At 39.1% G+C, this 14185-nt stretch carries 14 protein-coding genes; all 14 read right to left on the reverse strand.

Translation table 11 applies throughout. The features are described 5' to 3' along the window. Positions 1 to 10: 10 nt before the first annotated feature. The 14 genes from BMX21_RS10535 to BMX21_RS10600 all read right to left on the reverse strand — a co-directional run bounded on the left by BMX21_RS10535 (position 11) and on the right by BMX21_RS10600 (position 14170). Positions 11 to 1381 (reverse strand): SseB family protein, encoded by a 1371-nt coding sequence (locus BMX21_RS10535; RefSeq protein ID WP_177173999.1) that lies wholly within the window; start codon positions 1379 to 1381, stop codon positions 11 to 13. A 211-nt stretch (positions 1382 to 1592) separates the two neighbouring features. Next, positions 1593 to 2885, reverse strand: a complete 1293-nt coding sequence (locus BMX21_RS10540; protein WP_022754318.1) for a M18 family aminopeptidase — start codon at positions 2883 to 2885, stop codon at positions 1593 to 1595. A 65-nt stretch (positions 2886 to 2950) separates the two neighbouring features. Then, the gene (locus BMX21_RS10545) at positions 2951 to 3922 is read right to left on the reverse strand and encodes a serine O-acetyltransferase (protein ID WP_022754319.1); all 972 of its coding nucleotides are present in this window, start codon (positions 3920 to 3922) and stop codon (positions 2951 to 2953) included. Between the two features lie 201 nt (positions 3923 to 4123). Continuing rightward, positions 4124 to 4777, reverse strand: a complete 654-nt coding sequence (locus BMX21_RS10550) for a hypothetical protein (RefSeq protein WP_022754320.1) — start codon at positions 4775 to 4777, stop codon at positions 4124 to 4126. A 211-nt stretch (positions 4778 to 4988) separates the two neighbouring features. Further along, entirely contained in the window at positions 4989 to 5456 is a 468-nt protein-coding gene (locus BMX21_RS19695) for a hypothetical protein (RefSeq protein ID WP_022758045.1), read from the reverse strand. Positions 5457 to 5466: 10 nt separating this feature from the next. Continuing rightward, positions 5467 to 5679, reverse strand: a complete 213-nt coding sequence (locus BMX21_RS10560; RefSeq protein ID WP_022754322.1) for a hypothetical protein — start codon at positions 5677 to 5679, stop codon at positions 5467 to 5469. Between the two features lie 558 nt (positions 5680 to 6237). Then, on the reverse strand, positions 6238 to 7377 hold the full coding sequence (locus tag BMX21_RS10565; protein ID WP_092044058.1) for an NAD-dependent epimerase/dehydratase family protein: 1140 nt from the start codon (positions 7375 to 7377) through the stop codon (positions 6238 to 6240). Between the two features lie 61 nt (positions 7378 to 7438). Continuing rightward, positions 7439 to 8314 (reverse strand): ABC transporter ATP-binding protein, encoded by an 876-nt coding sequence (locus BMX21_RS10570; RefSeq protein ID WP_022754324.1) that lies wholly within the window; start codon positions 8312 to 8314, stop codon positions 7439 to 7441. A gap of 13 nt (positions 8315 to 8327) precedes the next feature. Further along, positions 8328 to 9104: an ABC transporter permease gene (locus BMX21_RS10575; protein WP_022754325.1), complete on the reverse strand. Its 777-nt coding sequence runs from the start codon at positions 9102 to 9104 to the stop codon at positions 8328 to 8330. Continuing rightward, a complete protein-coding gene (locus BMX21_RS10580) occupies positions 9088 to 10215 on the reverse strand; it encodes an acyltransferase family protein (protein WP_177174000.1) in 1128 nt (375 codons plus the stop codon). Before BMX21_RS10580 ends, BMX21_RS10575 begins: the two co-directional genes overlap by 17 nt. Before the next feature lie 77 nt (positions 10216 to 10292). Next, on the reverse strand, positions 10293 to 11561 hold the full coding sequence (locus BMX21_RS10585) for a CDP-glycerol--glycerophosphate glycerophosphotransferase (RefSeq protein ID WP_022754327.1): 1269 nt from the start codon (positions 11559 to 11561) through the stop codon (positions 10293 to 10295). A 57-nt stretch (positions 11562 to 11618) separates the two neighbouring features. Then, positions 11619 to 12341, reverse strand: coding sequence for a 2-C-methyl-D-erythritol 4-phosphate cytidylyltransferase (gene ispD, locus BMX21_RS10590; protein ID WP_092044062.1), 723 nt, complete (start codon positions 12339 to 12341; stop codon positions 11619 to 11621). A gap of 58 nt (positions 12342 to 12399) precedes the next feature. Continuing rightward, positions 12400 to 13335 carry a LicD family protein gene (locus BMX21_RS10595; protein ID WP_022754329.1) on the reverse strand — a complete coding sequence of 312 codons (936 nt, stop codon included), beginning with the start codon at positions 13333 to 13335 and terminating at the stop codon, positions 12400 to 12402. 13 nt (positions 13336 to 13348) lie between these two features. Next, on the reverse strand, positions 13349 to 14170 hold the full coding sequence (locus BMX21_RS10600; protein WP_027218248.1) for a DUF4422 domain-containing protein: 822 nt from the start codon (positions 14168 to 14170) through the stop codon (positions 13349 to 13351). Between the last annotated feature and the right edge of the window lie 15 nt (positions 14171 to 14185).

Genomic DNA, 14185 nt, shown 5'->3' on the forward strand with positions numbered 1-14185 from the left:
AGTCTTAGTCTTAGTTCTCAGGTGTGATATCAGCTGCTTCTACGCTGCTATCACTTGTTTGTGTAGAATTTGTTTTTTCACTTGCCTCATCAGCATCATGTGTGCGTTTGGGCATCTGAATGATCTTGTCTGCAACGTCTTCAGCACTTGCTCTTTTGATAATATCCTGAGCATTTGCTTCATTTACAGTTTTACCTGCATTCTTGGACTCTGCCATCATACGTGAAGCTGCCTCGAGTGCCATCATCTTGTCCTTAGGAAGCATGATATTCTCTCCCATAGGATTGATAGCAAGTCCGTCCTTGTCCTGAACAAATCTTAAAATATCGCTGAATCTGAAGACAGCGCCTTCAAATCCCTCTCTGCCAAACTTCTTGGAGAATTCTATACCATCTGTAAATATCGGAAGAAATAACTTTCCATTATTGGTCTTCATAACAGGGAAGCGAAGCTTGGTATCTTTGTTGAACTTAATACGTCCATCACTCATCATCTCAGCAGGTCCTTCGTGCTGGATAGGCACGATATAACGTCCTGCTCTTGCAAGAGCTACCATTCGAGCTTCCTTGGTCTGTACTACCTGTGCTCTCTTCTCATACTTAACAGGCCAGCGAGCCTCTGATAAAAAGTCAAGCATTGCAAGTCTGAGCTGAGGATTCATGGGAGCTTTCTTCTGGTCCTGACCAAAATCAGGCGGAGCTACAATCTCGCTTCTTGAAAATCTAGCTCTGTAACGACCATTGTCAATAATGATCCTTTCGATTCCAAGATAGTACAGATAATCAAAGAATCCTCTGTCTGTACTCTCTGCTCCCTCAGGAACAGCAGGGCAATCCTTAACGGTAAGCTTTCTATACTGCTTGCCATAAGCTGCAGCTACCTGCTGCGCTATCTCTTTTTCCAGATAGATGTATGCAAATCCGTTCTCTATAAATGGAAACTTGGTCGCATCATCATAGAGACAGTAGATCATCTTGGCATCACGAACTCGGTTTAAAAGTTCGTTGTAAAGAATACGATGATTCTCACTAAATCCTTTTAGTTTACCTTTTGAGTTATAATACTCAAGTGTTGTAAGTACAAATAAAAGTTCCGGAAGTGTAAGAAATTTAAGTGTATCAAGACCTATCTTCTCTTCATAAATAAGTGGTCCTATCTCGTCCTTACGTTCCTGAGATACCGGATCCTCAAACACATCAGGCTCTTCACCCTGTGTACGAATTCTTGAAATTGGAACCGGATGCGGCCATTCAAGGCCTTCATGTGCTGCGATCTGGTCTTCCTTTTCTTTGATGGCCTCCTCTTCTTTGCGCTTTTCGGCGAGCGCAGCGGCCTCTTCTTCTTTCTTTTTGTTTCCCCCGAATAAGTCAAATAAACCCATAAAGCATAGTCCTACTTTCATTAAAGCTATTCATCTTATAATTATAAATGATTATAAATGATGTTACAATGATGTTCTCTATCAAATCATCATTCTTTAAATTAAAGGAATGAGGTAATAGCCCCTCTATCAGCCTTCAAACACAATATATCCATGGATTTAAAAACTGATAAGAGGCGTATTATAAACCGTTCACTATGGTCTGCAAAAATCACATGTGAACATCAATATCTGATTCATAGAAAGCCTTGACACCTTCTGCCATGTATACTGGATCCTTGGCGCCTGCTGTCTCATAAGGAGAATGCATAGCAAGCTGGGCAAGTCCTATATCTACTGTATTAAGAGCAACCTGAGTATTGCTGATATTGCCAAGTGTGGATCCGCCAGGCATGTCACTTCTATTAGTAAACATCTGATAAGGAACCTTAGCCTTGTCCAGAACCATTCTGAACATAGCTTCAGATGCTCCGTCAGTTGTATACTTTTGGTTTGCATTAAATTTAATTACTATACCCTTGTTCATAGCAGGACGATTAACAGGATCTGCCTTATCTGTATGATTAGGATGCATAGCATGTGCATTGTCTGCTGAGAGCATGAAGCTCTGTGCAAGAGCTGTATGATACTGTTCTCTTGTGCGTCCAAGGCCTTCATTGATTCTTTCAAGAGTGTCTTTTAAGAAAGTTGATGCTGCACCCTGCTTAGTTCCGCTTCCAACTTCCTCATTATCAAATACACAATGTACAAGTGTATGTGATGTAGACTCAGCATTAAGGAACGCTTCAAATGTTGTATATACACACTCCTGGTCATCAAGTCTTGATGAGCTTATATATTCTTTGCCGGCTCCCCATACTGTAGGCTTAACTCTGTTATAAAGAAAAAGGTCACTTCCAATAACTTCAGAAACCTTTACTCCTGCAGCCTTAGCTATAGTTTTGTCAAATGTTCCCTTTGTAGCAATATCACCGAAAAGAGGCTGCATATCCTTCTGAGCATTGAACTTATAGCCATTGTTGGCCTCTCTGTTCATATGGATAGCAAGAGACGGCATCATAACAAGATCCCTGTCTACGTTTATAAGCTTCATAGAGATGGAATTGTCTGAGTCCTTCACAAATACTCTTCCTGCAATTGATAACGGTCTGTCAAACCAAGGGCCATCAAGCATTCCGCCATAGCCTTCAACATTAAGCTTTACATACATACCGCCTTCAGTCATTTCAGGATTTTCCTTGATCTTGAAGGATGGTGAATCGCTGTGGCTTGCTGTCATAAGGAAGCCTTTGAAAGACTTCTTAGGAATCTGGAAAGAAATGATAGATGAACCGTTACGTGTAACATAATACTTGCCACCGGCTTTGAGCTTCCAGCTTTCAGACTCGCGAAGCTTTGTATATCCTTCGGCGTCAAGCCTGGTCTCCATATTGCTGATTACGTGGTAGCATGTAGGAGATGCATCGATGAATTTGAGCATATCCTTAGTGATCTTTTCAAACATTTGTAAATCCTTCTTTCAATAAATATCAAATTCGCGAATCGCTTCGCATTATAAACATTTTAATATCAGATAACCCAGTCATTACCATAACCGCCGCACCAGCATTCGCCCTGTTTGAACTCAGCTGATGAGTATTCCTTGCCATTGCCATCCTTATAGATAAGTTCCTGATTTCTTATGGTAACTCTGGTATCTGCAGGTACTGATGCTGTAATGAAACAGTTAGATCCAACTACAGAATCATGTCCTATGATAGTCTCTCCTCCTAGTATAGATGCCCCGGAGTAGATAGTAACATTGTCTTCTACGGTAGGATGTCTCTTCTTGCCACGAAGGTCCTGTCCTCCTCTTGTGGACAAAGCTCCAAGGGTAACACCCTGATATATCTTGACATGTTCGCCGATAACTGTCGTCTCACCAACTACTACACCTGTTCCATGATCTATCATGAAGTATTTACCAATGGTAGCTCCAGGATTTATATCAATACCTGTTTTGGAGTGGGCATACTCTGTCATCATACGCGGGATAAGCGGTACTCTTAGTAAAAAGAGCTCATGAGCAAGCCTGTTAACAGTTGTTGCAAGTATTCCCGGATACGAAAGAACTATCTCTTCCTTACCATATGCTGCCGGATCGCCGTCAAATGTAGCCTGTACATCAGTATCTACGAATTCACGGATCATGGGAATACTCTCACCAAATTCACCTGCTATACGCTTAGCAGCTTCTTTCCTTAAACGCTCGTCCGTATCTCTGTACTCTTCGTTGTAGGTAAGAGCGATAGTGATCTGCTTCTCAAGATTGTACATGACATCTTCTATGAGAACTGACATACGGTTTCTGTCATTAAAACTCCTGTACACTCTGTCTCTATAATATCCAGGGAAAATAACATTAAGAAGTTTATGAGTAATATCCTCAACCGCTTTGGAGTCAGGCTGGCCAAACACATCCATCTTGTCTACATCGCGTTTTTTGTCATAATCCTGAAGTATTACTTTTATAATGTGATCTATATCATGATTATTAGGCATTGGTTTCTCTTCACCCTTTCTTGTCGGTTTCCGAAAAATAGCAATCATTTGGATTATAACATAAATTTCGGCGTTCGGCTTCCATGCCTCACTTTTATCCGAAATTTATTACGATAACTTCCTGTTATAAACATAAATCACACACATAAACACAAAAATCGCAGGCGGCATATACCGTCTGCGACATATAAGTAGTTTGTTTTATTTTCTGAATGCTCCGATTCCCTTTTGAGATGTATTTTCTTTATTTTCACCAATCTTGGAGAACACAGCGATTACAGCTCCAATACCTGCAAAAATATATTGCTGTATAAGCATTTCATTAAAGGCATCTCCCAAATTAAACTGTGCTATCTTCTCATCCACCTCAATAAATGCTTCAAATACGTTGTAGCCTTTAAAAGCGCTTGTTATATCTAGTGCAAAGCAAAATCTTGTTCCTACATATACCATTGCCAAAACTGCAATTATGCTTATAACTATACCTTTTTTTGTCTTTCTTCCGGAAAGCATCTCGTATCCCTTAAATGCGCATAGTCCCATAATTACACCTGTATAGAATGCGACTCTTCCAAGCTTGTACAGAACTACCATAAATACAACACCAATAAGTGCACCGCCTATAGAACCCAATATTCCAAGTCCAACATTTTCTTCTTTTTCCATTTCAGCTGCCATCTTATCAGTACTTACAGCCTTACCATTAAGCATAGCTGCATGACCGCCCTGCATATATGAATTCTGCTGGCCATTGCCCTGATATATATTATTTGAATAGTTAACATTCTCATTGGCGCTGCCCTGAAAGTATGCGCCCTGACCATTATTAAGCTGATTGTTCTCGTATTGTTCCATTTTAAATTCCTCTTTTTATTGTATTATTTGTACTTAAGAAGCCATTGCTTCTTTTAAATTAATCCCTGTTATATCCTATAAAAACATCTTATAAAAATATCTTATAAGAATCTCTTATACGCTCAAAAAAACCAGGTATGCTGCGTCCTTTGCGGCATGTCCTGGTATCTTCAGCCCTCTTTTAACCCTAAGCTTTCCTTAGGTTTTTAGATCATTTAATTAATAAGCCATTATTAATCGCATGATCCATGAGTTGGATGAGTTCCATCGCACTCTGAAATTTACCCCGCTTATTCTCCTCTGCCCACACGACTACTCCTTGCCATGTAGCATGCTGTCTGAACTTGACCTGAATGATGAAGGTTCCCATATTTCCTCTCATCTTCTGGAGTCGTTCAATTTTTTGTTCAAAATCGCTTGTCCTGATGTTGCCGGATCTTGTTACTGCATGGGTACGCATAAAGCTGCGTTCATTAAGTGCTCTCTGCGGGTAATTCCATCTATCGTAAAGATCATCCATGTGAATTACCATTTCATTGATACCTGTGAATTGAAACGCTGAGGCATCATAAGGCTCCCATACCCTTCCAATGAAGTCTCCGTTCTCACATCTATCAATGCCCACGCATATTAAATTGGGTGCATATAGCTTTTGCTGACTGCTCTCAAGTATCTCCATATTAAACTCCTTAAGAAACAGATGAGGCTACATCGGCCTCTTCAGCTTCGTTGACAGCGCTGTCCATCATCTTGATAAGTTCAAGTGTGCTTCTGAAGACTTCTTTGCGTCCTCCTTCAGCCCAAGTGACTTTTCCCTGCCAACTACCTTTTTCCTGGTGCTGAATTTCTACTATGAAAGTACCTTTTTTGTCCTTACTGTCATTCAGCTTGTGAATGCTCATGAATTTTCTCCCTTTCATTTTACATATTATACCCAAGAAATTTACATAATTAGATTAACATTATATACATCATACAAAATATCATATTTCGGTTTTATTTTGATTTTTATTTGATAATATTTAAGAAAAAGAAAATGCAGGCATCCAGTAATACTGTAGCCTGCACTCTCTTATGAGGGGTATTGATGAGATATACGGCAATAGAAAACTAATGCTCAGGTTTTAGTATTCTATTGCCCACCTTTGTCTGCAGTATTGCTGCTGACATGATGTATTATTACACGCTAACCTAAATCAAAACTAAAAATGTTTTTTAGATAACTAAAAATCCCGGTTATTTAGTTAGATATTTTTTCTAACAAAATAATCGGGATCTTTTTACATCCTGTAATTAGAAATAGAAGTATAAGTTTGAAAGTGTTCCACTTTCAAACCCAAATTGATGACGCGAGCTCCATCAATTTGAACCATTAGTCACTCGCTTTGCTCGCGACATGAGGTTAACCATGTACTTCTATACATTCTCTTTTTTAGTCCTATAAAGGTGAAAAATCATATTCAAATGCCCTGCTGCTTCATGCTTGACATCATGCGTCTGTATGCATCTTCAAGGCTATAGAAAGGTTCCCATCCAAGGCTCCTTAGCTTAGCATTAGATAGTTTCATCTTGGTATCTGCTGCATAACCAAACTTATTATCTTCAGGTATATCAAATACTACCTTGATCTTACCTTCTGCAAGCTTCTTAGAGGCAAACTCAGCCATGCCTGCTATGGTTGTATGTGTATCTTCATTACTTACATTGTAAGCAGCAGAATTATCGCCTTTTATAAGTATCGTAAGAAGACCTCTTATTGTATCAGCAGTATAGCAGTAGTTACCTTCTGAAAGTCCCTTTGTATGAAGAACTATATCCTGCTCATTCATCACACTTCTTGCAAACTGTGCAAATACTCTGTTTTCTCCGGGAAGTATTCCGGCTCCGAATGTCTGAGACAGTCTTGCAATCTTGGTCGGAACACCAAATTCCTTGGCATATGCTATGCACATATTCTCGCACATGCGCTTGGTAAGCTGATAGTTGCTTCTTACAACAAGCGGATCGATATATCCCATCACATCCTCAGTTACTACTGTAGGTTCAAAGAAGCTTCCGTATACTTCCATGGATGATAAATAGACAAAAGAACTGCATCCAAGTTCTCTTGCTACTTCCAGCATATTCTTAGTGCCGTCTAAAGCTGTATCTATTGTCTCTACAGGCTTTTCAACCATAGTTTTTGAAGCTGTTACAGCTGCGCCGTGAATTATATAAAAAGGTGCGTTTTTTTTGTCATCAATTCTTGAGACATCAACATATGCAGACTTTACTGCAAGAAGCAGTCCGTCTCTGTCATTAAGATCAGCTCTGACAAATGAGATATCTCCGCGTCCAAACAGATCACCATAGATAGACTGTGCCTTATCAATATTCCTTACAAGAGCAAGAACACTGATATTAGCGTCTTTAAGTCTGTTCATTGCAGCAAGGCTCTTGACCATCTGCATACCTACAAGTCCAGTTGCACCTGTTACCAGTATTATGGAATCTTTGAGTTTCTCAAAAGGAAGAGTCTTGCAAAGCGCTGTATTTTCAAGATCCTCCTGAAGAGTACTATCATTAGGACTTTCTATAATATTGCTACCGTATACGTTCATCATTAACCTCTTCTAACTCAAATCTAGGAAAAAGAAAATCAAACTATATCAATAGATATATTTATTTAGCCTGTTCCTTGGCCTTGGCTTTGGCAGCTCTTTCAGCTGCTTTTCTGTCTTTCTCTGCTTCTTCCTGCTCAAGTCTTACTTTGTGTCCCTTGGCAAGTTTTTCTATATCTTCCGGTTTTTTAGGAAGTTTTTTGGTCATAAGGAATTCTTCGTAAGCATCACAATACAGATCAACCTCATCAGTAAAAGCAACCTGTTTGCCATGATCAAGCCATAAAATCTTGTTACAAAGCTCTCTAACCTGAGAGATTGAATGGCTAACCAGAAGACCTGTAACACCACTATCAAGGATCTCTTTCATCTTGTCGCCGGACTTCTTCCTGAATGCACCATCACCAACTGACAGTACTTCATCGAGAATGATGATATCAGGATTGACAAGACATGCTATTGAAAAAGCAAGTCTTGATTTCATACCGGATGAGAGCTGCTTGAATTCATAATCCTGAAATTCTTCAAGCTCTGCAAATTTGATGATCTCATCATATTTTTCATCAAGAAACTGTCTTGTATATCCAAGAAGGGCGCCTCGAAGGTATGTATTCTCCTTAACGGTCATATCTCCGTCAAATCCGCTGGCAAGCTCAAGTAGAGCTGCAATATTGCCCTTAGTATGAAGTTCTCCATATGTAGGGATCATAATGCCCGTCACAGCCTTTAAAAGTGTAGACTTACCTGCACCATTGGAACCAATGATACCAAGCATGTCTCCCTTTTCAAGCTTGAAAGTTACATCCTTGTCTGCCCAGAATTCCTTGACATGATAATTACCCTTTAAGTGACGGATAACATATTCTTTTAAACCTATAGCCTTAAAATCACCCGTCATATAACGGATGCTGACATTATTACATTCTATAACTGACATAACGTTAATCCTCTTATAAATAGTACAGGAATGCGTGATTATTTTTCTTGTAGATAAGTCCGCCTATAAGTAGGCTTATTCCCGCATAAAAAAGGCATAGGAGATGATATTCCAGTGATGGAACAAGTCCATCGATCATTATCACACGGAAATATTTGATGTATACATATACCGGGTTCAACAAGAACAATCTCTGTCCCAAGGCTGAAAACTTATCAACTGAATAGAATACAGCTGAAACATATGTCAGCAGAGTAAGCACAATATCGTAAAGATATCTTATATCTCTAAAGAACACGAACATTGCTGACAGTATAAGTCCCACTCCGATATTAAGTCCCAAAATGCAAAGGATAGGGAAGATCAAAAGGAACTGTCTTGGGTGAAATGATATTCCATCAAATGCACAGAATATAAAGTATACAACCAGTGTAAGTCCAAAGTTTACAAGAGCTGATACGTTCTTGGATAAAAGGAACATATACTTTGGCACATTGATCTTAGTAAAAATCTTGGAGTTGTTAACAAGGCTGGTCATACCATTCTTGGTAGACTCCTTGTAATATGACAAAACAAGCTGACCACTAAAAAGGTATGTTACATAATGCTCCATCTTGTGGCCAAACAGATTTGAAAAGATCACATACATAACAAGAAGTGTGAAAAGAGGTGAAAGAATACTCCATCCCATTCCCAAAATACTTCTTTTATATTTCTGTTTAAAATCTCTTTTTACCAGCTCTTCAAAAAGAAACTGATACTTTTTACATTTTTTAATTATCTTTTTCATCTTTTACTAAAATAGCTTTTAAGCCCCTCTTAAAGTTTGGTGACACCTTCTTATAAAGAAATGCCAATGCTTCAACTACCAATGCTGTTACAAGTGAACATACAACATAGATCACAGTCTTCTGCTGCTTAGTAAGACTATCACTTAATATCAGGTTAAGATTCTGAGCATAGTATAAATGCGAAAAATACATCGCTGCAGAAAATCTTCCAAGTATCATACTGAATCTGTTGTTACATACCTCTGACAAAATTCCGACCTGAGCAAAAGACAGAATAACTGATATGGACAATATCATCAGGAAGAAATAGTCATCTCTTCCCGGCTTTTCCATGTACATATATACAATAGCCATCAAATATCCTGTAAGCTGAACGATCTCAAAAATAACTCTTGCCAGTCCGGACCAGTTAATATTTTTGATCTTTCTGACTATGTCAAAAGACCAAATACCTATACATATCTCAGCAAAAGCCCTTATATTACCTTTATAAATAATACTGTACACCTTGGTCGGATTCCTTGGATGTCCGTCAAGGATGCACATCATTCCAAGAAGCATAAGCGCAAGGAAAGGGCACCAGATTTTCCTCATCATGTGAGGAAACTTCCTAAGCAGCGGATACAATATAGTCATGCAGATAAGCATAGAAGATATGTACCACATAACGCCATCAAGTCCGCCATCATAGATGCCTGTCATCTTCAAAAGAGACAGTTCCCAGAAATTCTCTTCGAACTCTTCAAAAGCCTCCACTATGCTCATCTGACCTATTATTATTACAAATATAAGTCCTATAAACCATGCAATAGGAAACTGCGGAAGCACCGCCTTAATCTTCTTTTTAATAAAAGAAGCTGTTTCATTAGCAAGATTCCTGTCAACAGGAATTGTATTATAGTTTTTGGAAGACACTATGCGGTCTACCGTATTCATCATCAGATAGCCTGACACAATAAAGAAGAACTCTACACCCAGCGAACCTCCCAGAAAATAACAGTTATCATCTCCCAAAAGGTATCTTGAATGATGAAGAAGTACAATAAAGGCGAAGACAAAACGCAGAATTTCTATCCTACCATTCCTTCGGCTTTTTGTTTTTTCCGCCATATTCCAACCTCTAAAAATTCGTGTAATAAAATCCAAATAAGGGCGCAAAGGTACAATCCCCATGCGCCCTAACTATTTTAACCAAGAAGTTTCATGAGACGATCAACAATTCTCTCACTTGCATGACCATCATCCATGCATCCCTTACCATCAAGGAATTCTTTAACTTTATCTGCATAAAGTTTTTCATCAAATGAACGAACATTCTGCATCATCTCATCATTGCATTTCGCAACAGGGAATGGAGACTCTTCAAGTTTGAAATAGAATCCACGTTCATTGTTATAAATATCTACATCGCGAGCATAGATAAATCCAGGCTTGCCGCTTAATACAAAATCATAGATCCATGAGGAATAATCTGTAATTCCGCAATCTACGAAGGAAAGAAGTTCCTGAATATCAGGAAGATCTGTTACATCGATAACGCAATCCTGTTTAAGCTTGTTCTGAGTCTTTTCTTTCTTCTTATCATTGTCATGATAACGAAGAAGGATCTTCCACTCTCCGCCGAAGCGCTCTTCAAGAGCTTCGACAAGTCTGTCACAATTAAGATCATATACTTCAAAATTGTGAGTATCACGGAATGTAGGGGCATAGAGACAGAGCTTTGTATCAGGGTTAAGACCTCTTTCTTCGAAGAATTCCTTCTTCCACTGAGCTCTCTTCTCCTTGTATGTATCAAAGAAGATATCATTTCTGGCATGTCCGAGACGCATGATACGTGTTTCAGGCCAGAATGTCTCTCTGAATACGTCTTCCTCAAACTTTGAGTTAGAAATACAGTAGTTGGTAAGCTTACCTGTACGTATTGCAGCTTCAGGCCATGAAAGATTAGTATTGTAATGTGCAAGGTCAAAACGCTTGATACCAAGACTTCCGTGCCATGTCTCAAATACACGCTGCTCCTTCTTAACAGGGAAAGGATAGAACTTATCACCAAGAAGTGAATTGATGATAATAACGTGTGAAGAACATGCTGCTACAAAATATTCATAACTGTTCATCTTAACAACATGAACATTAGGAAGATCCGGAACATAACCTCTTGTATTCATATTGGTAACGCCCCAGTATATCTCAACATTGGCATTGCGCTTTATAAGCTCTTCGCATATATACTTAGGGTTACATGAATAGCTGTGGTTGAAAGTGATGAACATGATCCTGTTATGAACTACAGGTGTATTCTGTGAAAGAACTTTACGGTTCTCATAACCTATAGAACGATCAACCCATGTCTTAGTCTGCTTCCAGGCTACTCCCATTCTCTTAAAGAATCTTCCTTCTACAGCTGCAGGGAACATTCTTTTTGCTTTTCTCTTTACAATCTGAACTACTGGCATTATAAATCTCCTAAAAATACTACTATTATGAATAAACTTCGATGCAGAATATCTATATTACAGTCCGAAGATCTGCTGATTCTCACGGGCATCAATTATAGCACGGAACATATAGAAGTCAACCGGAGTTGTGATCTTAATGTTCTCAGGACGGCCCTCAACTGTGAAAAGCTTATGTCCATAATATTTCATCATACTTGCAGAATCAATAAAGTCATCCTTCTGCTCTTCAATAGCCTTAGTATGGCAAGCCATAATATCTTTGATATGGAAACACTGAGGTGCTCTTGCCATGAGACACTGCTTACGGTCAATGATACGTCCTACTTCGCCGTCAGCCTCGTTATCAAGGAAGATAGTCTCAATAGCAGGAGTAACAGTGATGGCATTGCCCTTGGTATTAGCGCACTCAATCGCTTTAGTTATAGTATTAGGGTCTACAAGCGGACGAACACCATCATGTATAAGAACTACATCATCATCGTTATACATAGATGATATAGACTTAAGTCCATGATAGATAGATTCCTGACCTGAGGCACCACCCGGAACAATAGCACGAACCTTGGTAATATTGAACTGTTCGCAATACTTCTTCATCTTAGGTATCCACTCTTCAAGACAAGCGATAACAATACCGTCTATATCAGGATGGTTCTCGAATTTCTCAAGAGTATATATGATAAGCGGCTTACCGTACAGAATAAGGAACTGTTTAGGCACTGCCTTAGAATTCATACGCTTACCGGTACCTCCGGCAAAAATTAATGCTGCATTCATTTGTAAATCCTTTCCAGCCTTACTATCAGGCCAAGAGTGGTCCTCGTTAATTTGAAGATCATCTCTTTTCAATACTGCTTTTTTCTTCCAGACTCAGATAAAAAGGTTTAAAGAAAATATGCTTCTCTATCTGATCAGGAGAAGGTAACTTCATATAATCACCATACAGGTTCTTTAAATACAAATCGATATTACGCGGAACTCTGTACAAATTACCATCATACAACACTTTTCTGGTTCTGCAAACATCTTTTCGTAAATACATCTCTCCAAAGAAGTATTTACGGCCTGTAGGAACGGTTACATACTTGGAATGATCGTTCTTGCAGATGCGGTTCACATTATCTCCTACCCTTACAAGAGTATCAAGTGAGATAAAAGAAATCAAGAAACCTATAGCTATCTTCATTTTGAAGACCTTAGCCATACCAGCTTCACCGCTGTCAGCTGCCATCTTCATCATCTGCTTCCTGTCACGATAGAACTTCCTGCATGACACAAGAAAACCCAATCCGCAACATGCAAGTCCATGAAGATTCCTTGCGAGCGCATTGTTAAAAGTATTCTCCATGACAAAGAGGTCTATAAAGGCTCCGGCTTCTTTGTTTTTAAAATCTTCTCTTGTTACAACACTGGTACCCTTAAGTCTTATCCTGGACAGAAGAAGGTTGTAACCCTTAGTTCCCTGGGGTGTATGAATCCAATACTTCCAGCCGAATTTCCTGGTAAAAAGAGGTATGAACACATCATAATCTCTTCTGGGCATATTGATATCAATATCATCATCCCACGGAATAAAACCATGATGGCGGACCGCACCTAATGCTGAACCGCCACCAAGAGTATATGTAATATTGTTCTCCTCGCAGACAGAAATGATATCTGCAAGGATCATGTTAAGTGTCTTCTGAAGTGCTGCAAGCTGCTTATCATCAAGAACCACATTGCCAGCCGACTCCATATGCTTAAAAGCATTAACTGTTGAAAGTGACAAGGTACACCTTCCTTTAAACTTCGTATTTCTCATGGAAGATTTTGGCACGAAGGAACTTGCTGATCTTCTTGACCCAGTCAATCTTCTCCATATATACATATGGAAGGATCTTAACTTCAGAACGATCAATCCTACCTGTCTCAATCTGATAGTCAAGCCAGACATTGAATATGATCTCGCTGACTCTTCCGCAATATCTACCCTGGAAATGAGACATGTGTCGTACGTCAATCTTCTTCTCAAGCTCTTCAAGAATATTGAACAACCATGTGCAATACTCATTAAGAAGCTCTCTGTCCATAATCATCATATTGAACATATGTCCACTGGTCTGACGAAGGACTTTATCATAGGTTTCTATATATTCAGGATACATCTGAGAGATGATACCCCTTGTAACATAAAGATGTTCTATATAATGAGTGTGCTGATAATGTGAATACAACGACTCAATAACATAATGACGCTTAGTAGGAAGAAAAACACGATACTTGCCAAGCATAGGCTGAAGCTCACGGCGAAGAAGTATCCTGCCTTTTGGATTCCTTGAAGATCTGAATCCGCCAAAATAGCGTCTGTAATGGCATAGACCTATATAATCCGCGTCAAGATTCTTCCAAGCCCAGTATAAACCTGTAAGCTCGCAATAAAGCGGATTCTTCTCAGAAATATTGTCCCCATCGTTATCTTTCTGATAACCAAGGTCCTTGGGATTACCATCCTTGTCCTTATCAAGAGCAGCACCAACCTGCATAGGAATGTACATCTTGCTATGAGGCATCCAATATTTCTTATGAGTATTGACTATTATCTTTACTGACTGATACTTTTTCATATTATTCCTCTGGTT

It is taken from the genome of Butyrivibrio sp. TB, from assembly GCF_900110805.1.
GTDB classification, from domain to species: domain Bacteria; phylum Bacillota; class Clostridia; order Lachnospirales; family Lachnospiraceae; genus Butyrivibrio; species Butyrivibrio fibrisolvens_C.

Excerpts from the sequence above, each read along its gene's own strand:
- BMX21_RS10570 (WP_022754324.1), bottom strand. The coding sequence starts at position 8,314 with ATGTCAGTTATAGAATGTAATAATGTCAGCATCCGTTATATGACGGGT.
- BMX21_RS10600 (WP_027218248.1), bottom strand. The coding sequence starts at position 14,170 with ATGAAAAAGTATCAGTCAGTAAAGATAATAGTCAATACTCATAAGAAA.
- BMX21_RS10545 (WP_022754319.1), bottom strand. The coding sequence starts at position 3,922 with ATGCCTAATAATCATGATATAGATCACATTATAAAAGTAATACTTCAG.
- BMX21_RS10550 (WP_022754320.1), bottom strand. The coding sequence starts at position 4,777 with ATGGAACAATACGAGAACAATCAGCTTAATAATGGTCAGGGCGCATAC.
- BMX21_RS10565 (WP_092044058.1), bottom strand. The coding sequence starts at position 7,377 with ATGAACGTATACGGTAGCAATATTATAGAAAGTCCTAATGATAGTACT.
- BMX21_RS10585 (WP_022754327.1), bottom strand. The coding sequence starts at position 11,561 with ATGCCAGTAGTTCAGATTGTAAAGAGAAAAGCAAAAAGAATGTTCCCT.
- BMX21_RS10540 (WP_022754318.1), bottom strand. The coding sequence starts at position 2,885 with ATGTTTGAAAAGATCACTAAGGATATGCTCAAATTCATCGATGCATCT.
- ispD (WP_092044062.1), bottom strand. The coding sequence starts at position 12,341 with ATGAATGCAGCATTAATTTTTGCCGGAGGTACCGGTAAGCGTATGAAT.
- BMX21_RS19695 (WP_022758045.1), bottom strand. The coding sequence starts at position 5,456 with ATGGAGATACTTGAGAGCAGTCAGCAAAAGCTATATGCACCCAATTTA.
- BMX21_RS10560 (WP_022754322.1), bottom strand. The coding sequence starts at position 5,679 with ATGAGCATTCACAAGCTGAATGACAGTAAGGACAAAAAAGGTACTTTC.
- BMX21_RS10535 (WP_177173999.1), bottom strand. The coding sequence starts at position 1,381 with ATGGGTTTATTTGACTTATTCGGGGGAAACAAAAAGAAAGAAGAAGAG.
- BMX21_RS10580 (WP_177174000.1), bottom strand. The coding sequence starts at position 10,215 with ATGGCGGAAAAAACAAAAAGCCGAAGGAATGGTAGGATAGAAATTCTG.
- BMX21_RS10575 (WP_022754325.1), bottom strand. The coding sequence starts at position 9,104 with ATGAAAAAGATAATTAAAAAATGTAAAAAGTATCAGTTTCTTTTTGAA.